The organism is Carboxylicivirga linearis (assembly GCF_018271995.1).
Classification (GTDB): Bacteria; Bacteroidota; Bacteroidia; order Bacteroidales; family Marinilabiliaceae; genus Carboxylicivirga; species Carboxylicivirga linearis.
Genome location: NZ_JAGUCO010000024.1, coordinates 50222 through 72938, shown reverse-complemented (window position 1 = coordinate 72938; position 22717 = coordinate 50222). Strand labels below are relative to the sequence as shown.

The following is a 22717-nucleotide window of genomic DNA, read 5'->3' as shown; positions in this document are numbered from 1 at the left end:
GCATTTGATACTCAGGTATATTCGACTATAGAAGTGGAATGTTCAAAAAGAGTTTTTAATGTACGAAATAACTGAACGTTATAAGACGTTCAGCATATTTGTAACTTTTAAATAAGACAAAATTATGAAGTTATTAGAAGGAAAAACAGCTATAGTAACAGGTGCTGCACGCGGAATTGGTAAAGCAATTGCCTTACGTTTTGCTCAGGAAGGTTGTAATGTTGCTTTTACTGATCTTGCAATTAATGAAGCAGCTCAGGAAACTGAAAAAGAGCTTGCAGCGCTTGGTGTTAAGGCTAAAGGATATGCTTCTGATGCAAGTAACTTTGAAGATACCCAAAAAGTGGTTGCTGAAATTGTTAAAGATTTTGGTGCTGTGGATGTATTGATAAACAATGCAGGTATTACAAAAGATACTTTGTTAATGCGTATGACTGAAGATCAGTGGGATGCAGTGATTAATGTTAACCTTAAGTCGGTATTTAACTTTACGAAAGCTGTTCAACCAACTATGTTACGTCAGCGCTCTGGATCTATCATCAACATGAGTTCGGTTGTTGGTGTTAGCGGTAATGCAGGACAAGCTAACTATTCAGCATCAAAAGCTGGTATGATCGGTTTTACAAAATCTGTTGCTAAAGAGCTTGGTTCACGTGGTATCAGAAGTAATGCTATTGCTCCTGGTTTTATCATTACAGAAATGACTGGCAAATTATCAGAAGATGTTAAAAAACAATGGGAGTCTCAAATTCCTTTGAAACGAGGTGGAACACCTGAAGATGTAGCTAATATTTGTATCTTCTTGGGTTCTGACTTATCATCTTATGTAAGTGGACAAACTATCCATGTTTGTGGTGGTATGAATATGTAAGAAATTACAAAATAATAAATAAAGGGTGGTTTTTTAACCACCCTTTTTTATTTTTAAGATGTCGTTTGGTTTGATTTTTGTTGTTGATTTATAGCTAAACCTTGTTCAATTCTCAAGAGATCATGTGGTTAGATTGAAAGTGTGGTGATTATTACTCTTGTTAAGATGTTAGTTTTATGTTGAGATATATAACTTTTTTGTTTCTGATAGTAGTATTGATGGCTTGCAGCTCAAAAAGTCCTATTATTAGTTACGAGATACTAAGACCTGCAAAGCACACTGTTCCTCCTGAAATAAAATCAGTAGTACTGATTAATAATAGCTACCCCTATAAAAGAAAAGATATTCACATTGCGATTGTTGACGGATTAAAACAGGTTTTGGATACATCTGTGTTTGAAGGATATGCTGATTCTGTATTGGTAAGTCTTAATCATTCGTTGCAGTACAAGCATTTCTTTGATACAGTTTATATAGATACAACTCATTATAAGAAAAACTATTCTTCCAATCCTCTAAAAGAATTGTCTGGATATCAGGTTGAATCAATATGTGATAAATATAATGCCGATGCTGTTTTGTCATTAGAGGCATATGTATACGGAACTCAGCTAGATGTTGAAAAGTTCCCTGATATTTACTATTCCACAATGGCAGTTCATGGTTTCAACTACTGGCGCCTATATGATGTTATGGAGTCGGAACCGATACTGTCAGATATGCATAAAGATACAATCTATTGGCATGGTGAAGGTGGAAGTATTGAGTCTTCAATTTTTCGTTTTCCTGATCTGCAGGAGGCAAACACTGAATTTGCTTTTTATATGGGGGAAGAATTTTCTAGTTTACTGGTTCCTGAGTGGGAGCGTATTGAAAGGCAGTTGTATATAAAGGGGAACAGTTATTTTGTGGCTGCTAATGATTGGCTAGGGAAAGATAATCCTGATGAAGCCCGTAAATTATGGAATTACATTTATGAAAACGGTAAAGATTTAGAAAAAGCCAGAGCTGCTCATAATATAGCTGTAACTCTTGAGCGTGAAGGTGATGTTGAGAACGCGCTGATGTGGTCATATAAGAGTTACTCATTGTATAATCAAATGCTTCAAGCCCTCTATTCCGATGAAAAAACGGATGCTCAAAATTATTATGTGTATCTTACTCATCGTAAAAAAGAAATCAAAAAATTAAATGAACAAGTTGGTGGTGGGGAGTAGGTGTAAGGTTTGGCTTAGCATTATGTTGGTCGCTTTAATTGCATGCTCTAATTCAGAAAAAAGGGAGGATTATACAAATCAATTAAGTAATATAAGTGTTAATGGATTTATTAGTGCAAGTGTAATAGATTTAAAAACAAATCAATCACTTATAGCTTTTAATGAACAAAAAAGGTTAATTTCAGCATCTCTTACTAAGATTTTTACAACAGGTGCAGCTTATGATTTGTTGGGCGGTAATTACCGTTTCTTTACTAATTTTTACCTAAGTAATTCAAAAAAGCCCTCTTTGATTGTTAAAGGAGGAGGCGATCCAACATTGGGTTCTGATAGATGGGAGACAACCAGTGAAGATTTTCTTTTTAAACATATTTTAAATGCTCTGCGAAAGAATAAAGTTTTTGAAATACACGATGTAGTTATTGATGATAACTTATTCCTGGGAGTGAGTTATCCCTCCAAGAGAAATTGGGAGGATATGGCGAATTATTATGGAGCTACACCCCATGCGTTAACTTATAAAGAAAATACCTTCAGACTTACTTTGTCATCGCCAAAGCAAGTGGGTAAAATATGTAGGGTGGTTAAAAGTGATCCTGAAATTGATAAGCAATTCAATTGTTTAGTTAAGAGTTCGTCAGTAAATAAAGATAGCGCATATATATATGGTCATCCGGATATGGATCAGTGGTATGTTAGCGGATCTATTCCGGCAGGTAGAACTTCATTTGTCATTAAAGGAGCTTTGCCAGATCCATCCAATACTTTTGCCACACGTTTAAGGTTATATTTATCTGCTAATGGAATAATGGTGAGGGGTGGTGTTGTAAAAGGTAAAGTTGAACAGTATTCTAATAAAAAGGAATTGTTAATCCATCAATCACCTGCTTTAAATCAGATTATTAAGGTCATCAATAAAAAGAGTTTTAACTTGTTTGCTGATCATGTGTTTTTTCAAATGGCACTTGAGCAAGATAAACAGGCAAATTGGGATAATTCTTCATTTTTGTTGCAAAATTATTGGAAAGAGAGGATTGATAAGTTCTCTGGAGTATTTTATGATGGAAGTGGCTTGTCTCCATTTAACCGTTTCTCTTCAGATGATATGGTCAAGGCCTTAAGTTATATTTATGATCAGGATTATTCCGATGAATTTATGTCATCCTTATCTGTGGCAGGTGAAGATGGTACCTTAAAGAGTTTGTTTAAAGAAGATAAGGTACTAGGCTCTTTTATTGGAAAAAGTGGATCAATGAATAATGTGTTGGGGTATTGTGGTTATTTAACAACTCAGTCAGGCAATGAATATGCTGTATGTATTATGGTAAATGGTTTTAGTGAGCCTTTTTCAGAAGTACGTCATAGAATTTCACTGTTGTTAAAGGATATGATGCAAAATCAGTAAGAATCCGTATTTTTGCACCAGTACTTTAAGGTTATGGGGGTTACTATTTTATTAATTTTATATGTGTTTTTGCCGGTTTTAGCTATTTATCTTTGTCAGAGATATGAGTTTCTAAATCGTGTGGGAACCATTGTGATGAGTTATGTTATAGGGGTGATTTTAGGACTCTTGGGAGCTTCTTCAGAGGAGTTTTATCAATTGCAGGATACCCTAATGAATATTACTGTTCCAATTGCCATTCCTTTAATGCTTTTTACCTCTAATGTTAAAGCATGGAAGAATTTAGCAGTGAAACCGCTTTATTCTTTGTTGTTTGCACTATTGGCTGTTTTAATAGCTGTTATATCCGGTTACTTTGTGTTTAAGGGTAATACAATTCCATCTTTTAATAAAGTGGCTGGTATGTTAGTGGGAATCTTCAGTGGAGGAACACCTAACTTGGCTTCTTTAAAATTAATACTGGATGTGGATGAAGAGGTGTATTTAGCAATTCACTCATATGATATGGTCATTGGTGCGGTATATTTATTCGTTATAATGGGCTTTGGACAAAAGTTATTTGGTTTGGTTTTGCCAAAGTTTGTTCCGATGAATTCGTTGGCTGAATTTAATAAAGAGGATGACGCATTATGGCTGGTGGTAAGAGATAAAGTTAAAAGAAAAAAGTTGTTAATTGTTCTTCTGATAACTTTAGGTTTGATCGCATTAGCAGGTGGGATAATGATGTTGGTGCCTGAGTCGGCTAAAATGGTGGTATTTATATTTTTGATTACTGCTTTCGGAATCGGCGGTTCATCTTTCAAGAAAATACATCAAACGGAAGGTACTTTTGATTTAGGAATGTACTTGATTTTAATTTTTAGCATTGTGGTTGCATCCAAGGCAAGTGTTGATAATATTACAAATATTAACCCTGCATTATTTGGTTACATTACCTTCGTTATTTTTGTTAGTCTTATTCTGCACGTACTTTTAGCACGCTTTAAAAAAGTGGATGTAGATACGGTTCTTGTGACCTCAGCGGCTTTAATTTGTAGTCCACCGTTTGTTCCGGTTGTTGCAGGATCTTTACGTAATCGCGAAATAATTGTTCCGGGCTTAACAGTTGGTTTAATCGGTTATGCCTTGGGTAATTATTTAGGATATGCTATGGCGATGGTATTAAGCTGGATCTAAAATAAATAGTTCAAAGTAATATATAGTCCAGATGTGCCGTCTTGTTTGTCGGCAGCAAACCCATATTCAGCTGAAAGTACAAAATTCTCATTTAAGGCGCCTTTCAATCCAAAGCCATAGCTTAAATGTAGTTTATCATCCTCATTATTAAAGAATAGGGGATAATGGTCTCTCAACTCATCTTGTGCAGGAGTTAAATCAAATTGGTATTTTTGAGTTATCATTCCCATATCCACAAAGTAGTTCGATCCCAGATAGAAATCCTGTTTAAATAGTTTGGTTCGCCACATTTTCCATCGCAACTCAACGTTTGCTAATAAATTACCATCGCCAACCACTCTGTTCCTGTTTATTCCTCGTAAAGTTTTGGATCCGCCCAAGCCTTGTGAAGTTGCTGATGTAAGCACGCTCGAGGCCATATGTGGTAATAGATAGAACGGTATGTCTCCGGCTATTTTATGTTGTAGTCCAACCCGGTAGGCAAATATCAGGTTGCGCTTAGGTGTTAATGAAAAATACTGTCGGTGAAACAGGTTCATTCTAATGTAAGAATCATCAAAACTTGAGAATAAAGAAGGCATATAAATTAAAAAAAGCTCTGTCCACATGCCTTTTGAGGGGTTTGCTAGTATATCACGAGTGTCGTACGATAAACCTCCTTTTACATATAAATGATTGCCACCTTTTGCTTCCTTTTCCTTTATTATGCCCCAGTCAACATATTTATCATAGAGGGTAGGTATATCAGGCAGTTGATCATTCTCATCCAGTTTTTTATTTATTCTATTAATATCTACCGATTTAATATTGAAATTGAAGAATGTTAAACCTCCCATCCATTCCCATGGAGAATTGTCAGTGCCTAAATGTCCTTTAAAGTTGGTGAGGACTCTGAACATATCCCTGTGATGTCGATAAAAAACTCTCGAAAGGTAATCTTCCGAAGAATCATCTTCCCAGTTGGCATTATAAACCGCTTGATAACCGTTGAATCCGTAAAAGTCCATGGTCTGATCGCGGAAATAAGTTACATCAACGGTGGTTCTTACGTTATTGATTGCAATTGGTGAATCGAAATAGCCTCTTAGTAATGTTGATCCGGCTGTATACTTTGAGACCTCTAAATAAAGTGAATGCTCATATTCAGGATATCGACTGCCGTCTCCGTACCAGTAGAGGTTGGTTAAGCCACCATATTGAAATCCTAAATCTGCATCGTATGAAATGGCGGGTAACAATCCAAAAGTAAAACCTTCTTTTGTGTAGGTTGTATCGGTTTGCGCTAGTGTTGATAAAACGCACAAGAGTAAAAATGATAATAGAATTAATTTAGATTTGAACGGTAGATTGTTTTCTTTCATGTTGTCAAAATAGTGATTTTGATTTATATCGAAAACAAAAAAGTCTGCATTTGTTGTGCAGACCTTCATTAAATGTTATTTATTCAATTTATCCTTCATCCTCATTGAGCGATTTAAAACCTTCTCCTAAAATTTCTGAGGTGTCCATAACTGTTAGAAAGGCATTGGGGTCAATCTGACTAATCATTGCTTGTAGGGTGGTTACTTCACGTCGCGATACGACTGTGAAAATCACCTTCTTTTCTTCGCCGCTGTACATTCCTTCGCCAGTAAAATATGTACCGCCTCTTTCCAGACTATTTAATATTCTGTCTTTTATAACTTCATGTTTATCCGAGATTATAATCAAAGCTTTTTCATATGATATACCATCCAGTGTTATGTCGATAACTTTACCAGTTATAAATATCACTATCCATGAATACAACGGAATTTTCCAATCTTTAAATACCACCAGGCCAGTTAATACAATTATGGAGTCAACTATTATTAAAAACTGACCGACAGAGATTTTAGAATACTTACTCCCAATCATGGCAACAATGTCAGACCCACCTGATGTTGCTTTTGCTTTGAAAATTAATCCCAAACCAAATCCAATTACTATGCCTCCAAAAACAGAAGAGAGCAATAAGTCATTTTGCAAACCTAAAGGGTCTTGTTCACCAACAAAATAAGTTAAAGAATCCATGAAAAGAGTGGTTAAAACCATTCCCAATACTGTTTTAATTCCAAATTTAGATCCTAAAACTTTTATGCCTAACAGGGTTAATGGAATGTTCAGGATTAATCCAAATGTACCAACAGGTACTTCGTCAATTAGGTGATGAACTACTATTCCAAGACCGTATACTCCACCGGGCACAATCTTATATGGATTAATAAAGAATACAAATCCTGATGCCAAAATAAAAGAACCAATGGCTATTAGTAAATAGTCCAGAACTAATCGCTTGTGATTTCCTCCGTAAATTTGTTTCGTAATTTTCATGTGAGTCCATATTAAGAGGCGCAAAATTATACTCTTTTTCTAAATAAAAAACGAAAAATAACAAAAAACAGAAAAAGTGTTTAAAATACAACTTTATGAATTTTGAAAAGCATTTCAATTAGTGTTAATTGCGCATGGATTTAAAAAGTGGTTGATATGAATAATTTAAAGGTAGCTTTAGTTCAACAGGATATCTTTTGGGAGGATGAAGAAAAAAATATATCTCATTTGGATAAGCTATTGACTCACATAAAATCGAAGGCAGATTTAGTTGTGTTACCCGAAATGTTTCATTCGGGCTTTACTATGCATCCTCACAAAGTGGCACAAAGTATGTCGGGGAAGGTGATTCAATGGATGAAGAAGAAAGCGGAAGAATTAGATGCATGCTTAATGGGAAGTGTGGTATATACTGATGGTGTTGATTATTTTAATCGTTTGTTTGTTTTTTTCGCTGATGGAAATTATCAATACTATGATAAGAGACATTTGTTTAGTATGGGTAATGAAACCAAGCATTACAAAAGAGGTGAGAATCGTTTGATATTTGATTATAAAGGATGGAAGATTTGCCCTTTGGTTTGTTACGACTTGAGGTTTCCGGTGTGGAGCAGAAATCAAGATGAATACGATCTGTTAGTTTATGTTGCTAATTGGCCTAAGGTCCGAATTGAGGTATGGTCCACGTTACTGCGTGCTCGTGCTATTGAGAACCAGAGTTACGTGGTGGGTGTAAATCGTGTGGGGCAAGATATTAGTGCTTATTATAGTGGTGATTCAGTTGCTTTGGATGCAAAGGGCAAAGCCATTTGTGAATTAAATAATGAAGAGGAGACGGTTAAAATTGTTGAGTTAAATAAGGTACATCAGGATGCATTCAGAAAAAAGTTTCCTGTTTGGAAAGACTCCGATGATTTTCACCTAGTTAAATAAACTTGAAGGACTAAAAAAATGTTATGGAAGAAATTGACTATCAAAGATAGTTTTGTTAACTTTATTTAAGGAGTTGATAAGTCAAATGTAAAATAGGATTTTATGAAGTCGTATAAAGTTATTTTATCAAACGATAAAATTGAATTCTTTAAAGAATTGATGGATCGCTTGGGGATTAATTATGAAGATGAGATTCAGGCAATACAAAAAATGAATGCTCTTAAAGAGGAAGCTGAAAGAGTTAAAAAAACAATGGCCCCAAAAGAAGGGAATAAGGGAGTGCCAATGGATGATAGCAGTATTCAGGATGTTCTTAAAAGAATAGAAGAAATGAGGAAAAAGTAAAAGACAGTTTGTTCTATCTTTTTTACGGTTTCGTGGTATGATTATTGTTGTGTGTAACATGAATAATTAATACTTAATCCTATGAAAACCAAATTATCTTTCTCTTTAATTTTGGCTCTAACTTTCATTTTTGGAGTGAAAATGTATGGTCAGTCAGAACCTGCTAACGATAATGTTGAAACTGTTGTTGATAAACTTCCCAAGCTAAGTAATTCGAGTAGGAATTTTAACAAATACATTGCAAAGCATATCAAGTATCCTACAAATGCCAAATTGCGTGGAGTAGAAGGTGATGTATGGGTTTCGTTCATTATTTCATCTACGGGTGTTGTTAAAGATGTAAAAGTTGATAAAAGCGTTGATCCTGTATTGGATGAAGCTGTTGTTGACTTTGTAAAACAAACAGGACCATGGAAGCCTGGCAAAAAAGATGGCCATGAAGTGAATACCCAAATGATGGTTCCGGTTAACTTTACTCTAAATAAAGATGAAAGGTTTCTGGCCAACAAATTGAAAGAGTTTAATATACTTGAAAATCCTCCTTTATTTGTTGTAGATAATAAGATGGTTGAAGGGTACCTGGAGTTGGAAGATTATAATGTGAAATCAATAAGGGTACTCAAAGGAAGTAAAGCTACAGCTTTATACGGAGATAAAGGTAAGAATGGGGTGGTCGTTATGACAACTAAAAGAGGTACACCCCCGGTGTACTAAAGTTCGTAATCTAAAATGTGTATTTTTCTTTTAGATTAAATCATGCCATCTATTTAATTGATTAATAAGCAAACCCATCCGTTACGATGGGTTTTATTATTTTATTTCCTGTAATTGGTGCTCTCAAAAATTTTATCGGCTGATTTTGCAATAAAACCGCCGAATAATTCTCCGGAAGGCAGAGGATAGCGCCGTGCAAACTCGTAATAACATGCCGGCACTTTGTAACTCCCTTCTTTAAATTTCATTTCAACAATATCGGCTAACGTACTTGATTGTTCAAGGAATTGATCGGGAGTACCTTTTATTTTTCCTCCGGAACTATTTAGCTGGTAACCATTTTCTTCAATAAAGGAGTTTAATTCTTCTAAACTTTGAATGTGTTTTAGTTTGTTGATCAAAACAGTAAAATGATTGGCTCGGTAACCAAACACATACAACCAGGCTGCATATTCCGATTCTTTTAATAATTCCTGGTATACACTGTAACTGGGAGTTCCCCAAATGTTACCCGCAAATAACAGATCATCACTGGTAGGTATACTAATATTCGGTTCCTTAATATGAGTATCCAATAATTCTTTTGTTTTATCAGAAAGTTCTTCAATCATTAATTGACTTATGAAAATTTTGGGGGCGGAAGAATTATTTTCCATTTCAAAGTGTTTTGCTGTCAGTTTTTTTTGTTCAAAACGATAATTACCCTTTTCTTTGTAACCTCTTTCAAGAAATGGCTTAGCCAAGACATTTACGTTAACATGCGAATAATTGAATGTTCTGAAGGCGATGTGATCATTAACGATTGTTTCGTTGTTTGAGTTAAAAAGTTGATGAATTTTCTTAACCGAAGGATTTAGATTCTGGTACTCATCAAAAAGACGATTGAAAAGTGTTGCGTTGTTCTTCATCTTATTTTTTAATTCAAATTAGAAAACAAATTGACCAATGTCAAATTGTAAGTTGTATTCTGTTTTGATAGCTGAAATTTGTAAATTTAAAGATGTTTGATGGTGATTTTATGAAGGTTGCTTTCAATTTGACAGAGCCTCTGAACTTGCTATTTTTTCAGGAGTTTTTCTGTTTTTAAACATTTTAAATAGATGATAAAATACATATGAAATATGCAATTTTCGCATTAGCTTTGTGGGAATTGTTATAAAATAACCTTATTAAGATATAAAATGGAATTCATAGAACAGCTTAAGCTTAAGGCAAGCCAAAACAAAAAAAGGATTGTTCTTCCTGAGGGATTGGAAGAACGAACATTAAAAGCAGCAGATACAATTTTAGGTGAAGGGTTTTCAGAAATTATTTTGATTGGCAATACTGATAAAGTAAAAGCTGAAGCTACCAAATTAGGATTGCAGAATATTGGTAAAGCTACTATTGTTGATCCTGAGAATCATGATAAGATTGATGCCTATACAGATATGATGGTTGAGATCAGAAAAAAGAAGGGTCTTACAAAAGAAGAGGCGGTGAAGTTGATTAAGAATCCGTTGTTTTTAGCTGTAATGATGATTAAGGCTGGTGATGCTGATGGAGAAGTAGCCGGAGCTGATAATGCAACAGGTGATGTGCTTCGTCCAGCTTTTCAGTATGTAAAAACTGCACCTGGTATAAGTGTTGTTTCTGGTGCCTTTATCATGATTTTAAAAGATAAAGAATTTGGTGAAGATGGAATGATGGTTTTTGCCGACTGTGCTGTACACCCTGATCCAACAGCAGAAGAATTAGCTCAAATTGCCGTTGCAACAGGTCAGACAACCAGAGCAATTGCTGGTTTTGAGCCTAAAATTGCCATGTTAAGTTTCTCAACCAAAGGAAGTGCTAAGCATGATATGGTTGATAAAGTGGTAAAAGCTACTGAGTTGGCTAAAGCACAGGCTCCTGATATGAAAATTGATGGCGAGTTACAATCCGATGCTGCAATTATTCCTGCTATTGGTCAGAAAAAAGCACCTGATAGCGAAATTGCAGGTCAGGCAAATGTATTGGTTTTTCCAACACTTGAAACTGGTAATATTGCATACAAATTAGTGCAACGTATGGGGCATGCAGAAGCAATTGGTCCTATTTTGCAGGGGATGGCAGCACCAATTAATGATTTGTCACGAGGTTGTTCGGTAAGCGATATTGTTAATCTTGTTGCAATTACAGCTAACCAGGCCGCTGGAACTGTATAATATTTTTAAGAGCCGGTTGTCCGGCTCTTTATTTATTCCGGAGAAAATGATTATTCTGGTTTTAAATAGTGGTAGTTCATCTATCAAGTATCAGCTATTCAATATTGAAGAGCAGGAGCAGTTGCTTGCTAAAGGTATTGTTGAGCGTATTGGAATAGAAGGAGGGGCTCTTAAACATTGCGTTAATGGCGTTTCGCAGCTGATTGTTGAAAAGAGTATACCCGACCACACTGTTGGTTTAAAACTAATATTTGATCATTTAACAAGTGCTGAAGGAGGAGTCTTAAAAGAATTATCAGAGATTGATGCAGTAGGGCATAGAGTGGTACACGGGGGGGAGTTGTTTAAAGAAAGTATTGTTATTAACGATAACGTTAAGCAACAGGTTGTAGAATGTGCTGAACTTGCACCTTTGCATAACCCTGCCAACTTAAAGGGGATATTATCTGTTGAAGTTTTATTACCAGATGTACAGCAGGTGGCCGTTTTTGATACTTCTTTTCATCAAACAATGCCCAAACATGCATTTCTTTACGGAATTCCATATCAGTTTTATGAAAAATATAAAATTCGCCGTTATGGTTTTCATGGAATTAGTCATAAATATGTGGCGCAAATTGGGGCAAAACTTTGCAACAAAGAATTCACTAAATCCAAGATTATAACCTGCCATCTAGGTAATGGGGCTTCCATTACGGCAATAGAAAATGGCGAATCAATAGATACATCAATGGGGTTTACCCCTGTTACCGGATTAATGATGGGAACACGATGTGGTTCTCTGGATCCCGGAATTTTGTTGTTTCTCGAAGAAAAAGAGCAATTAAGTATAAGGGGAATCTCTAGTTTGATTAATAAACAAAGTGGCTTGCAAGGAATATCTGGCATTTCATCAGATATGAGAGATATTGAACAAGCTGCAGGTGAAGGAATTTATAGGGCTCAATTAGCTCTGGACATGTATGTATATCGATTGCGTAAAAAGATAGCTTCATTTATTGGTGCTTTAGATGGAATTGATATGCTTGTATTTACTGGTGGAATAGGAGAGAATTCTTATAGAGTAAGAGAAGAGGTTTGTAAAAAACTAAGTTTTCTGGGTTTACAGGTAGATAGCCATCGAAATATGGAAACATGTGGCCAAACAGGAATTATTTCTTCACATGAATCTAGCGTATCGGTTGCTGTTGTCAATACAAATGAGGAACTTGTAATTGCACGCGAAACTTACGGAATATTAAATAATACGAATAAAGGATAATTATAAAACAAATATAAATGGCTGAAATTCTTGTAGAACCTATTGAATCGTATGCTTTAGGACAAAAAAAGAAAGGTAAAACACTTTTTTCAAAAGTAGGGGTTGTAGGATGTGGTAAAGAAGGGCAAAGTATTGCTCGTATTGCTGCTTGGCATGGCATGGAAGTAGTTTTCATTGAGCTAAGCGATGAAAAAATAAATCAGGCAATAGAAAATATTGGTGGTGAACTTGATAATCGAATTGAAAACTGGGGATTAACACCGGGTGATAAGCGTGCAATAATGAGCCGCATTAAAGGATCTTTGGATTACAAAGATTTAGCTGGTTGTGACTTTGTTATTGAAGCAATTCGTGCTGATGAAACAGGTGTTCGTAATATTGAAACACGTAAGGAAGTTTTCAGAAGAGTGGAAGAAGTTGTAAGTAGTGATGCCATCATAGCAACCAATGCAACAACCATTGTTATAACTGAATTAGCTTCAGAGTTAAAAATCAGAGAACGTTGTGTTAGTCTGCATTTCTTTGTAACGTCACCTGAAGCTCGAATTATAGAAGTTGTTAAAGGATTATATACTTCAGATGAGGTTTATCAACGTGTATGTACGTTTGTTAAGTTGATTAATCGTGATGTAATTCCGGTTGAGGAATCAGCAGGTATTGTTAGCGTACGCTTGTATGTAACATTACTTAACGAAGCCTGTGCAACCTTAATGGAGGGTGTTGCAACTCTTGAGGATATTGATAAAACCATGGAAGTAGGCCTGGGAATGCGCTTTGGTCCGTTTAAATCAGCTGATATTATTGGATTAGACAAGGTTATGCGTTGGATGACTAACTTACATGAGGAGTTCGGTAATCAGAAGTTTACTCCTTCGCCATTGATTCGTCGATTGGTTAGGGCTAAACGTCTGGGTAAGAACGTAGGAGTTGGTTTTTATCGCTATGATAAAGATGGCAATATCTTACCAAACGAAGATCTTGTACGCAAGTTTTAATTAGCAACCTGGTTGATAAATATAGTTAAATGATGTTATTAGCATCATCAAAACAAAGAAAAAATAAGCATGAAAATATTAGTATTGAACTGTGGTAGTTCATCAATAAAATATCAGTTATTTAATATGGACGGCACCGAATGGGACGTATTAGTTGCCGGTGTTGTTGAGAAAATTGGTTTAAAAGGATCTTTTCTGAAGCATCAAAAAGATGGTAAAAAAGTATTGCTCGAAGGTGAGATTTTAGATCATCAGGCTGGTATCGATTATATTTTAGGAGTATTATTAAGTGAGAAGCACGGATGTATTGCAAGTCTGGATGAGATTGATGCAGTAGGGCACCGAGTTGTGCATGGAGGAGAGGAATTTAACTCAAGTGTTTACATTACTGATGATGTAATCAAAAAAATGGAAGAATGCATAGATTTGGCTCCATTGCATAACCCACCAAACCTTAAGGGTATTGAGGCTATTACTCAATTGTTGCCAAACGTACCTCAGTGTGGTGTGTTTGATACTGCATTCCATCAAACAATGCCTAAGAAGGCATATATGTATGCTATTCCTAAAACGCTTTATAATCAGTATGGTATCCGACGTTATGGTTTCCATGGAACCAGTCATCGATATGTATCAAGCCGTGCCTGCGACATGCTTGGAGTAGATTATAAAGAGCAAAAAATTATTTCTTGTCATTTGGGTAATGGTGCTTCAATTGCAGCCATTCAAAATGGCGAATCAGTTGATACTTCAATGGGTTTTACTCCACTGGAGGGGTTAGTAATGGGTACACGTGCCGGTGATCTAGATTTAGGTGCAGTTACTTACATTATGGACAAAGAAAAAATTGGTACTCGTTCTGCTAGTGTATTATTTAATAAGCACAGTGGTTTGTTAGGTCTGACAGGTATTTCGTCTGATATGAGAGAAATACAGGATGCCGCTTCCGAAGGAGATGAAATAGCACAGCTTGGATTAGACGTTTACGACTATAGAGTGAAGAAGTATATTGGTGCTTATGCAGCTGCTATGGGAGGTGTTGATATCTTAATTTTTACTGGCGGAATTGGCGAAAATTCAGGTTTCAGAAGAGAAGTAATCTGTAAAGATCTTGAGTTTTTAGGTATTGAAGTTAACAAAGAGGTAAATATTGGTGTTATTGGAGATGAAAAAGTAGTAAGCACTGAAAATTCCAAAACAACGGTTATGGTTGTCCCAACTAATGAAGAGTTAGTAATCGCATTAGATACCAAAAACATTGTTGAGGAATTAGCTAATCGTTAAATAGAAAGAACTCAATCAACAAATTTCAATTTTATGTTTAAATCCCTTAATGATCTTCAGAAACTAATTCTTCAAAAGAAGGTTAAGAAGAAATTAGCATTAGCCGTGTCGCAGGATGGTCATTCCCTCGACGCGGTTCATAATGCTTATCAGGCCGGTATTATCGAACCTATCTTAATTGGATCGCAATCCGAAACAGAAGCTATTATAGCTGCCAAAGGCTATGATTTCTCCCAAGCTTCTTTCATTGACGAATCTGATAATGAGAAAGCTGTTGAAATAGCAGTTCGAATGGTTCACGATAGTCAGGCTGATATTCTAATGAAAGGTAAGGTGGCAACTCCTACCTTGTTAAAAGGAGTACTAAATAAAGAATGGGGCCTACGTACAGGTAGGTTATTGTCACACTTTGCTTTGTTTGAGGTTGATACCTATCATAAATTGATAGCTGTAACAGATGTTGCTATGAATATAGCTCCCAACCTGAAAGACAAAATCGATATTGTAAATAATTCGGTAGGTTATTTAAATAAAATGGGAATTCCAAAACCCAAAGTAGCTGTGCTCGGTGCTATTGAGATGGTGAATGAAAGCATGCAAGCCACTCTTGATGCAGCTTTGTTATCTAAAATGAATCAGCGCGATCAGATTAAAAATTGTATTATTGATGGACCTTTAGCTTTTGATAATGCAGTTAGTTTTGAAAGTGCAAAGCATAAAGGTATTAAAAGTGGGGTTGCTGGTGATACTGATCTTTTATTAATGCCTGATATTGAGGTGGGTAATGTTCTGTACAAGACTTTGGTGTTTTTTGCTAAAGCAAAAGTAGCTTCAGTAATATTAGGAGCTTCAGCGCCTATTGTGCTCACTTCAAGAAGCGATTCAGAAGAATCGAAATATAATAGTATCTTGCTTGCAGCAATGGCCTGATTCCAGGCTTACAATTTATTTGAATATTCCCTTAAATCAATACGTGTAATGAAACGAAGTAAAGTTTTAGTGATAAATCCCGGATCTACCTCAACAAAAATAGCGGTGTATGAGGGTAGTGAATCTATTTTTCTGAAAACTTTAAGACATTCGGCAGAGCAATTAGCTCAATTTGAAAATATTGCCGCTCAATTCGAATTTAGGAAAGAATGTATCTTAAGCGAACTGATTCAGGCCGAAATAGATATTGATGATTTTGATGCCATTGTTGGGCGTGGTGGTTTAGTAAAACCGATATCCTCTGGTGTATATGAAGTAAATGAAGCCTTAAAAGCTGATTTGCGAAAAGGTATATTAGGGCAACATGCTAGTAACTTGGGAGGCTTAATAGCCGACGATATAGCCAAGGTGATACCAGAAGCGCGAGCTTTTATTGCGGATCCTGTTGTAGTTGATGAACTGGAGGATGTTGCCCGGGTAACTGGTCATCCGGAAATGCCACGTCGATCTGTTTTTCATGCTCTTAACCAGAAAGCTGTTGCTAAGAATTTTGCCAAATCCATCGATAAAAGATATGAAGATATTAATGTGATTGTAGCACATTTAGGTGGAGGTATATCTGTTGGTGCACATCATAAAGGTCGTGTTATAGATGTAAATAATGCCTTAGATGGTTACGGACCTTTTTCGCCTGAAAGAGCCGGTACTTTGCCGACAGGAGCTTTAATTGATGCTTGCTTTAGCGGTAAATATACCTATGAAGAAATGCGTAAGTTGGTAAATGGTAAAGGAGGAATGGTAGCTCATTTAGGTACTAATCAAGCTAATGAAGTTGAGGAAAAGGCTTTAGCCGGTGATGAGCATCATATGCTGATTTTGAAGGCAATGTCTTATCAGATAGGAAAAACCATTGGCGGATGTGCAGCTGTTTTAAAGGGAGAAGTTGACGGTATAATCATTACAGGAGGTATAGCTCATGATAAAACAGTAACTGACTATATTAAAGATATGGTGGGCTGGGTAGCTCCAATAAAAATTTATCCCGGAGAGGATGAGATGAAAGCTTTAGCTGATAATGCCATTAGTGTTTTAGCAGGTGAAGTAGAATGCAAGGTGTATGAATAAGTAACAAATAAATAGATTTGAATTGCCGTAGAACATTCTGCGGCATTTTTTTTATATCTTATGCATCAAATCTAAACTATCTGTATGGAAGGAGTCAGTGCATATTATATTTTAATAGGTGCCGCAATTATTATTATTGTTTCTTATTTGTTTAATTTAATTGCAAAAAAAACAAATGTTCCCAGTGTAATACTTCTAATTTCAAGTGGTTACCTGGCAAAGGAGTTGCTGGGATTTAATTTTAATGAAGCTGATTGGTTTCTTCCATTAGAGTTATTAGGTATAGTTGGGTTGGTATTAATTGTTTTGGAGGCAGCTCTTGATTTAGAGTTAAAAAAAGAGAACCTGAAACAAATTGGAAGTGCTTTATTAGTGTCGGCTCTGTCTCTGTTCTTTAATACTTTTTTATTGGCTATTGGTATTCAGTATTTTATCGGTAATATCGATTGGTTGTCAGCAATTATTTATGCCATTCCTTTAGCAATTACAAGTAGTGCTATTGTAATTCCCAGTGTAAGTGGGTTACCTAAAGAGAAGAAAGAGTTTTTAATATACGAGAGTACTCTTTCTGATATATTGGGTATCATGTTCTTCTATCTGTTACTTGAAAACATTAATGAGAATGGTGCTACCATGATTGGTGTAAATATCATCTCAAATATAGGAGGTACCCTAATATTAAGTGTGCTTTTATCGTATGCAATGATATTTGCATTTCAACGAATTAGATCTGATGTAAAACTGTTTTTGTTTTTTGCTGTTTTAATTCTAATCTATGATATAGGAAAGCTGTTTCATTTATCTTCCTTGCTTATGATTTTGGTGTTTGGAGTTATTCTTGAGAACAGGAAATTATTCTTTTTTGGACCTCTCAAGAAGTATCTGATCGAAGAAAATGTATCAAAAGTATTAGTTGACTTTAAGCTAATAACCAAAGAAAGTTCATTTGTTGTGCGTACTTTCTTCTTCTTTGTTTTGGGCTTATCAATTACTCTGGCAGGGGTGTTTGTGCCTAAAATATTGCTGTTAACTGCCTATTTTATGGTTGGGGTTTATGGTTTTAGATGGGGTTTATTTAAAGTAATGTTTAGAAAGAACTATTTTCCTCAATTTTTAATTGCACCCAGAGGTTTAATATCTGTACTTTTGTTTTTCGCTATTCCAATTGAATTCAGAATAAATGACTTTGAATTGGGGATATTGACATTGTCAATTATAGTAACCAGTATTGTAATGGCATGGGCTTTAGTTCATGACAGGTTAGGGCGAATGGGACGAATTAAACGTGTTTTACCTTTGTTGAAGGTTGTTAAAAAGGTGGGATTAAGTAGGGAAGACGAAGATAAAACCAGTAGACAGAGTGATGCTGACGAATAAAAATTTTGGACGGTAAATTGTTAGTAGAAGTATGTTAAAAAGAATAGTTACAATACTGCTGATTTTATGCAGTGTTACAATATATGCACAAATTTCACATGGAGGGAGACCATCAGATATCTTCTCCACAGAATCCCTTCAATTAGTTGGCGAGCCAAGTATAATTGCCTTGAAAGAAGAGGCGTCTACCGGAAATGGTCCATTGCGATATGCTTATCCAATTTATGTCGATTATTCACCTGTAAATTCTGGTATATGGTATGATCAGGGAGATGGAACATTAGTTTGGCAATTAGTTTTAAAATCTCAAACTGCCAAGAGTTTAAGTATTAACTTTAGTGAGTTTAAGCTTACCGGAGATTCAAAAGTTTTTATTTATAATAATGATCGGTCTGTAATACTTGGGAGTTTCACAGAGGCAAATAATAAGGAATTTGGTAAATTGGCTACTTCACCTGTTTTGGGTGATGAAATAGTTGTGGAATTACAAACGGCCCAGAATATAGCTGATGAACAGCAATTAGTTATTGGTGAAGTATATCACGATTTTTTAGGAATTAATGATTACCTGAAGAGGAATATGGACTTTGGTATGTCTGGCGATTGTAATGTGGATGTTGGTTGCGACTCACGAGTGCCGGATGAAGTCAGACGTTCTGTGGTAAAGTATCTTGTTAATGGCTATTTATGTTCAGGTACATTGGTCAATAATACCAATAACGACGGTACTCCGTATTTTCTAACGGCAGCACACTGTGTTAGTAATCAGAGTGAAGCAGGAAATATGGTTTTTTATTTCAATTTTGATTCTCCTTCATGCATTGATAGCATTGCTGGAACGGATCAGCAACAGATGAGTGGTGCTCAATTTAAATCTGGAGTTGAGAATATGGACTTCTCATTAGTTGAATTAGAAGCTATTCCTCCTGCTTCATACAGACCTTATTGGATTGGTTGGGATATAAATACCGTATTTTCAGATGCAGTATATTCAGTGCATCATCCCGAGGGAGATGTTAAGAAAGTATCGTGGTCTGGGGCTGCGCCAGAGGCTACTACTTTTAATGCTTATGGATTTATACAGGATGGACATTGGTTAATTGAGGATTGGGTGAGTGGAACTACCGAAGGAGGATCTTCCGGTTCTGGGTTGTTTACCCAGGACGGTAGAATAATAGGTACTTTATCAGGTGGCTATGGTTCATGTAGTTATCCCCATGAAGATTACTATGCGCGTATTAACAAGGCTTGGGAGATGCATTCAGATTCGACAGAGCAATTGGCTTATTGGCTTGATCCTTTACAATCAAAGACTTCTACAATTGATGGTTTTGATTTTTATAAAGGAGCTATAAAAAGGAAAAGTTTTGCCGATGATGAAATGACACCAGTATTGCTATATGGTGATTCTTTTTCCGGACCATGGTCAGGAACCAATAGCGAAGGATACGATGGTTTCGCACAATATTTCTACGACTATAGCTCAGTGAAGATACATGGTATTTATATTATTCCAGCTATTTGCGATTACTCTCTAACATCGAGTATTAATGTTAAAATATGGAATAGTATAGGAGGTGCTCCTGCAAATGTTGTTTTTGAAGCTTCGGATCTTTCTCTCGCTGAAATAAAGAGACGAGAGTATTTTGTTGAACTTAATAATGCATTACAAATCAATGGTGAGTTTTTTATCGGTGTTGAATTAACTAACCCGGCAAGTGCAGATACCTTTGCTTTGTACAATGTGCATAAAAACATAGGTTCTTTTGTTCGCAATAGAGCATATATCAGAGATAATGGATCATGGAAGGGCTTTGATCAGTTAAATCCTACGGGTGAAAATGGAGTGTTTTGGATTGATTTTCTTGGTTCTGATTTTGAATTAGCAACAACAGTTGATAGTTTAGAAGAAAAACAAGTGGTAATCAAACCCAACCCTTGTGTGAATGGATATCTTAATTACGCTACTAATCTTGAGCATTTATCAAGTATTGAATTGTACAGCTCAAATGGATCGTTAGTATATATATACAATCGCAATGGTGAGAAAAGTGATAATCTTGTTCTACCATCAAATATTACGCAAGGATTGTACATTGCTGTATTTAAGAACCCGGTTTCAACCATTCCTCAAAAAATATTGATTATACCCTAATTATTAATTTTTAAATTATCGAAGCAAAAATAGTTGGGCATGGTGTAAACGGTATCATTGTCAAATGAAGATGCTAATTTAAACCCAATGGCATTAACTTCCCCTAATGCAGAAAGATCAACAGTCTTCCATGTTGAGATAATAAATTTGTCAGAAGTCCGAGGGTATCTATAGTCAGCCAAATAATATTCAATGCTATCTTTAACCATGTTATTTTCATCATAACTACTAATGGTTAAGCGGAAAAAATCAACTGTATCTCTTCTTTTAAAGCCTTCATTCATTGTTAAATAAGCTAAAGTTGAGTTATTCACGTCAATAGATTTTAATTGATGGGCTTGGCCGTCGGAAAAAGATATCTGATGATTAATATTGTCTGACTGTTTGAATACACCAAATTTATCAGAATCATCTGAGCCAGAGTTGTTATAAACGCTAAATTGATTGCTGATAGCATACGATGATTGATTGGTTTCGCTGCTAACGGCAAAGCCACTCCAATCGATATAATTACCATTATAATCGTTGCTTAATTGAATGTATTTAAAACTAAAAAATCCATTATCTGGAGAGTTGTGATAGGTGCTGTCTTCGGGGAATTCAATTTCTTCAAATGTGCAGAAATCGATCCCATAAATTGGTATGAACATGCTATCAACACCTGAAGGTGTAGTTACCGTAAAGGTAAAATCAAAAGATCCGTATCCATAATCAAAAAAGGTAAAATCTTTATCAGTTGAAATAATTTCATCCTCTAATATCCACGCATAGCTCGAGGATATATCGTAGGTTATTTTAGGCTCAATAATAAATGAGCTATCAATGTCAACATCAAAACCTTGTTCCGGCATAGAAAGATAAATAGTAGGTGCCGGAATCGCTTTGTCATCTTTATTACATGAAAAACCAATGAAGACGATAATTATAATAGCAATGAAAAAATTCAGTTTCATTTATAAATTCTTTAAATGATGATCCAGAAAACCTGGAATTTGTTCTACCCCTAAGCGTTTAGCTAATATTTTTTTGTCTTTATCTAATATATAAATCACCGGTGTGCTGTAAATGTCATAGTTATTCCTAAATCCACTTTGATTATAAGGATCGTATAAATGAATCCATTCTTCCAAAGCATGTTCAGTAATAAATTCTTCCCATTCTTCTTTGTTATTTTGGGTGTATACAGCCACAATTTTTATGCCTTTATCTGCATAATTCTTCCAAACCTCTTCATTTAATTTAGGAATTTCTTTTTTGCAATGGCCACATTCAGGTTCCCAAAATACCAGAATTGTAAAAGGAGCTCTGACTTCACTTAATCGATGAAACTCGCCGGTATACGATTGCATTTTAAAATCCTTGGCTACCTTATTTAATAAGGTGGGTTTAATTTTGTCCACTCTTTCCTGAAGCTTAGTTAAGAATTCTTCATCAACCCAGTCTGCTCTTCCATTTAAATAGTAGGCATCAGCCATATCTACCATGACTGCATCCATTCCCATTGTTTTACTTTCGTTAGCCCAATTAAAAAGATGCTGAATAAGGTATTTCTGCATTTCATCGCTTCCTTCTGTAGCAGCAATCATCCTATGACAACCAATGATGATAGTGTCAGGTATGACCAAAACCTGTGATAAATAGCGGTCTATTTTATCAGTAAAATAGGGTGTGCGTAATAATCGTTCGTCTGACAGGTCAATATTATCGAAGTAATGCTCTTTGTAATAGTTAAAGCGCATTCTTTGAACATCCTGATCGGGATTTTCACTTCCTGCCGGAGCTTGCATCTCAGGTACTTCAACCTCTTGCAGTCCTTTTAAAAATATGGCCAGAAAGGTGTCGGGATTATCATCAATCAAGCTTGAGGATTTCTGTTTTACTTCTTCGCCAAATCCTTGTAGTTGTTGGGTTAATTTGGCTTTTAAATCTTCGTCCACAGTAGCTTTAAGTTGCTCTTGTATGTCTTTGGCTTCTTTTTGTTTGGTACGTAAAAGTTGCTGATAATTAAGGAATGAAGCGCTTTCTGTCGCTCCTTTTACTTCCAGATTATTCAATAACTCGTTGGTGGATGTTTTGATTGAGAATGTTTGGTCTTCACCAATTAACACATCAAAGTATTGTTCGCTATTTAAATAGATGATATAAACGCCTTGTTTAAGAGGTTCTTCTTTTTCAATAATAAACTTACCTGCAGAATTGGAAGGGATTGTATCCTCAACAAACATCTGTTTATTGAAATAATAACCCAATATGATAGTATCTTTACTAAATTCATCAATTGTTACATCAATTTTACATGTTTGGGCTTGGCTAACAAGAGTATAGAAGAAAGTAATAATTAGTGTAGAAACTATAGATTTCATATATATTAAGATTTTTTGTAAATATATA

Annotated in this window: 20 protein-coding genes; 15 read left to right on the top strand and 5 right to left on the bottom strand. The window is 35.5% G+C overall.

From position 1 onward, the window contains the following. Positions 1-124 precede the first annotated feature (124 nt). From fabG to KEM10_RS19795, 4 genes are all read left to right on the top strand, one after another. Positions 125-871: a 3-oxoacyl-[acyl-carrier-protein] reductase gene (gene fabG, locus KEM10_RS19810; RefSeq protein ID WP_212218594.1), complete on the top strand. Its 747-nt coding sequence runs from the start codon at positions 125-127 to the stop codon at positions 869-871. Between the two features lie 176 nt (positions 872-1047). Beyond that, positions 1048-2088 (top strand): DUF6340 family protein, encoded by a 1041-nt coding sequence (locus KEM10_RS19805; protein ID WP_212218591.1) that lies wholly within the window; start codon positions 1048-1050, stop codon positions 2086-2088. After that, positions 2063-3493, top strand: coding sequence for a D-alanyl-D-alanine carboxypeptidase/D-alanyl-D-alanine endopeptidase (gene dacB, locus KEM10_RS19800; RefSeq protein WP_212218588.1), 1431 nt, complete (start codon positions 2063-2065; stop codon positions 3491-3493). The genes KEM10_RS19805 and dacB overlap by 26 nt, the downstream gene beginning before the upstream one ends. Positions 3494-3526: 33 nt before the next feature. Further along, positions 3527-4669, top strand: a complete 1143-nt coding sequence (locus tag KEM10_RS19795) for a DUF819 family protein (RefSeq protein WP_212218585.1) — start codon at positions 3527-3529, stop codon at positions 4667-4669. Here the strand turns inward: KEM10_RS19795 and omp85 are convergent. Both omp85 and KEM10_RS19785 read right to left on the bottom strand, forming a co-directional pair. Further along, a complete protein-coding gene (omp85, locus tag KEM10_RS19790; protein ID WP_212218582.1) occupies positions 4666-6030 on the bottom strand; it encodes an Omp85 family outer membrane protein in 1365 nt (454 codons plus the stop codon). The two genes, KEM10_RS19795 and omp85, sit on opposite strands and share 4 nt — an antisense overlap. A gap of 88 nt (positions 6031-6118) precedes the next feature. Then, positions 6119-7021 (bottom strand): YitT family protein, encoded by a 903-nt coding sequence (locus KEM10_RS19785; RefSeq protein WP_212218579.1) that lies wholly within the window; start codon positions 7019-7021, stop codon positions 6119-6121. A gap of 156 nt (positions 7022-7177) precedes the next feature. On the opposite strand from KEM10_RS19785, the gene KEM10_RS19780 reads away from it, so the two are divergent. The 3 genes from KEM10_RS19780 to KEM10_RS19770 all read left to right on the top strand — a co-directional run bounded on the left by KEM10_RS19780 (position 7178) and on the right by KEM10_RS19770 (position 9013). Continuing rightward, positions 7178-7954: an amidohydrolase gene (locus KEM10_RS19780; protein ID WP_212218576.1), complete on the top strand. Its 777-nt coding sequence runs from the start codon at positions 7178-7180 to the stop codon at positions 7952-7954. 102 nt (positions 7955-8056) lie between these two features. Further along, on the top strand, positions 8057-8299 hold the full coding sequence (locus tag KEM10_RS19775) for a hypothetical protein (RefSeq protein ID WP_212218573.1): 243 nt from the start codon (positions 8057-8059) through the stop codon (positions 8297-8299). 81 nt (positions 8300-8380) lie between these two features. After that, positions 8381-9013: an energy transducer TonB gene (locus tag KEM10_RS19770; RefSeq protein ID WP_212218568.1), complete on the top strand. Its 633-nt coding sequence runs from the start codon at positions 8381-8383 to the stop codon at positions 9011-9013. 101 nt (positions 9014-9114) lie between these two features. On the opposite strand, the gene KEM10_RS19765 is transcribed toward KEM10_RS19770, so the two are convergent. After that, positions 9115-9921: a DUF1338 domain-containing protein gene (locus KEM10_RS19765; protein WP_212218565.1), complete on the bottom strand. Its 807-nt coding sequence runs from the start codon at positions 9919-9921 to the stop codon at positions 9115-9117. 273 nt (positions 9922-10194) lie between these two features. On the opposite strand from KEM10_RS19765, the gene pta reads away from it, so the two are divergent. From pta to KEM10_RS19725, 8 genes are all read left to right on the top strand, one after another. Then, positions 10195-11199, top strand: coding sequence for a phosphate acetyltransferase (pta, locus tag KEM10_RS19760; protein WP_212218562.1), 1005 nt, complete (start codon positions 10195-10197; stop codon positions 11197-11199). 46 nt (positions 11200-11245) lie between these two features. Then, positions 11246-12460 (top strand): acetate kinase, encoded by a 1215-nt coding sequence (locus KEM10_RS19755; protein WP_212218559.1) that lies wholly within the window; start codon positions 11246-11248, stop codon positions 12458-12460. Between the two features lie 17 nt (positions 12461-12477). Beyond that, the gene (locus KEM10_RS19750) at positions 12478-13455 is read left to right on the top strand and encodes a 3-hydroxyacyl-CoA dehydrogenase family protein (RefSeq protein WP_212218556.1); all 978 of its coding nucleotides are present in this window, start codon (positions 12478-12480) and stop codon (positions 13453-13455) included. 69 nt (positions 13456-13524) lie between these two features. After that, positions 13525-14739: an acetate/propionate family kinase gene (locus KEM10_RS19745; RefSeq protein WP_212218553.1), complete on the top strand. Its 1215-nt coding sequence runs from the start codon at positions 13525-13527 to the stop codon at positions 14737-14739. Between the two features lie 33 nt (positions 14740-14772). Continuing rightward, on the top strand, positions 14773-15669 hold the full coding sequence (locus KEM10_RS19740) for a bifunctional enoyl-CoA hydratase/phosphate acetyltransferase (RefSeq protein WP_212218550.1): 897 nt from the start codon (positions 14773-14775) through the stop codon (positions 15667-15669). 48 nt (positions 15670-15717) lie between these two features. After that, a complete protein-coding gene (gene buk / locus KEM10_RS19735) occupies positions 15718-16794 on the top strand; it encodes a butyrate kinase (RefSeq protein WP_212218547.1) in 1077 nt (358 codons plus the stop codon). Positions 16795-16878: 84 nt separating this feature from the next. Continuing rightward, positions 16879-18171 carry a cation:proton antiporter domain-containing protein gene (locus KEM10_RS19730; RefSeq protein ID WP_212218544.1) on the top strand — a complete coding sequence of 431 codons (1293 nt, stop codon included), beginning with the start codon at positions 16879-16881 and terminating at the stop codon, positions 18169-18171. 31 nt (positions 18172-18202) lie between these two features. Further along, entirely contained in the window at positions 18203-20326 is a 2124-nt protein-coding gene (locus tag KEM10_RS19725; protein ID WP_212218540.1) for a trypsin-like peptidase domain-containing protein, read from the top strand. Here the strand turns inward: KEM10_RS19725 and KEM10_RS19720 are convergent. Next, on the bottom strand, positions 20323-21279 hold the full coding sequence (locus KEM10_RS19720; RefSeq protein ID WP_212218536.1) for a DUF4465 domain-containing protein: 957 nt from the start codon (positions 21277-21279) through the stop codon (positions 20323-20325). The genes KEM10_RS19725 and KEM10_RS19720 overlap by 4 nt on opposite strands. Then, positions 21280-22689 (bottom strand): thioredoxin-like domain-containing protein, encoded by a 1410-nt coding sequence (locus KEM10_RS19715; RefSeq protein ID WP_212218533.1) that lies wholly within the window; start codon positions 22687-22689, stop codon positions 21280-21282. It abuts the gene before it with no gap. Positions 22690-22717 lie beyond the last annotated feature (28 nt).

What these genes read in the sequence shown, in the direction of transcription:
- fabG (WP_212218594.1), top strand. Translation starts at nt 125, where the DNA reads ATGAAGTTATTAGAAGGAAAAACAGCTATAGTAACAGGTGCTGCACGC.
- KEM10_RS19805 (WP_212218591.1), top strand. Translation starts at nt 1,048, where the DNA reads ATGTTGAGATATATAACTTTTTTGTTTCTGATAGTAGTATTGATGGCT.
- dacB (WP_212218588.1), top strand. Translation starts at nt 2,063, where the DNA reads ATGAACAAGTTGGTGGTGGGGAGTAGGTGTAAGGTTTGGCTTAGCATT.
- KEM10_RS19795 (WP_212218585.1), top strand. Translation starts at nt 3,527, where the DNA reads ATGGGGGTTACTATTTTATTAATTTTATATGTGTTTTTGCCGGTTTTA.
- omp85 (WP_212218582.1), bottom strand. Translation starts at nt 6,030, where the DNA reads ATGAAAGAAAACAATCTACCGTTCAAATCTAAATTAATTCTATTATCA.
- KEM10_RS19785 (WP_212218579.1), bottom strand. Translation starts at nt 7,021, where the DNA reads ATGAAAATTACGAAACAAATTTACGGAGGAAATCACAAGCGATTAGTT.
- KEM10_RS19780 (WP_212218576.1), top strand. Translation starts at nt 7,178, where the DNA reads ATGAATAATTTAAAGGTAGCTTTAGTTCAACAGGATATCTTTTGGGAG.
- KEM10_RS19775 (WP_212218573.1), top strand. Translation starts at nt 8,057, where the DNA reads ATGAAGTCGTATAAAGTTATTTTATCAAACGATAAAATTGAATTCTTT.
- KEM10_RS19770 (WP_212218568.1), top strand. Translation starts at nt 8,381, where the DNA reads ATGAAAACCAAATTATCTTTCTCTTTAATTTTGGCTCTAACTTTCATT.
- KEM10_RS19765 (WP_212218565.1), bottom strand. Translation starts at nt 9,921, where the DNA reads ATGAAGAACAACGCAACACTTTTCAATCGTCTTTTTGATGAGTACCAG.
- pta (WP_212218562.1), top strand. Translation starts at nt 10,195, where the DNA reads ATGGAATTCATAGAACAGCTTAAGCTTAAGGCAAGCCAAAACAAAAAA.
- KEM10_RS19755 (WP_212218559.1), top strand. Translation starts at nt 11,246, where the DNA reads ATGATTATTCTGGTTTTAAATAGTGGTAGTTCATCTATCAAGTATCAG.
- KEM10_RS19750 (WP_212218556.1), top strand. Translation starts at nt 12,478, where the DNA reads ATGGCTGAAATTCTTGTAGAACCTATTGAATCGTATGCTTTAGGACAA.
- KEM10_RS19745 (WP_212218553.1), top strand. Translation starts at nt 13,525, where the DNA reads ATGAAAATATTAGTATTGAACTGTGGTAGTTCATCAATAAAATATCAG.
- KEM10_RS19740 (WP_212218550.1), top strand. Translation starts at nt 14,773, where the DNA reads ATGTTTAAATCCCTTAATGATCTTCAGAAACTAATTCTTCAAAAGAAG.
- buk (WP_212218547.1), top strand. Translation starts at nt 15,718, where the DNA reads ATGAAACGAAGTAAAGTTTTAGTGATAAATCCCGGATCTACCTCAACA.
- KEM10_RS19730 (WP_212218544.1), top strand. Translation starts at nt 16,879, where the DNA reads ATGGAAGGAGTCAGTGCATATTATATTTTAATAGGTGCCGCAATTATT.
- KEM10_RS19725 (WP_212218540.1), top strand. Translation starts at nt 18,203, where the DNA reads ATGTTAAAAAGAATAGTTACAATACTGCTGATTTTATGCAGTGTTACA.
- KEM10_RS19720 (WP_212218536.1), bottom strand. Translation starts at nt 21,279, where the DNA reads ATGAAACTGAATTTTTTCATTGCTATTATAATTATCGTCTTCATTGGT.
- KEM10_RS19715 (WP_212218533.1), bottom strand. Translation starts at nt 22,689, where the DNA reads ATGAAATCTATAGTTTCTACACTAATTATTACTTTCTTCTATACTCTT.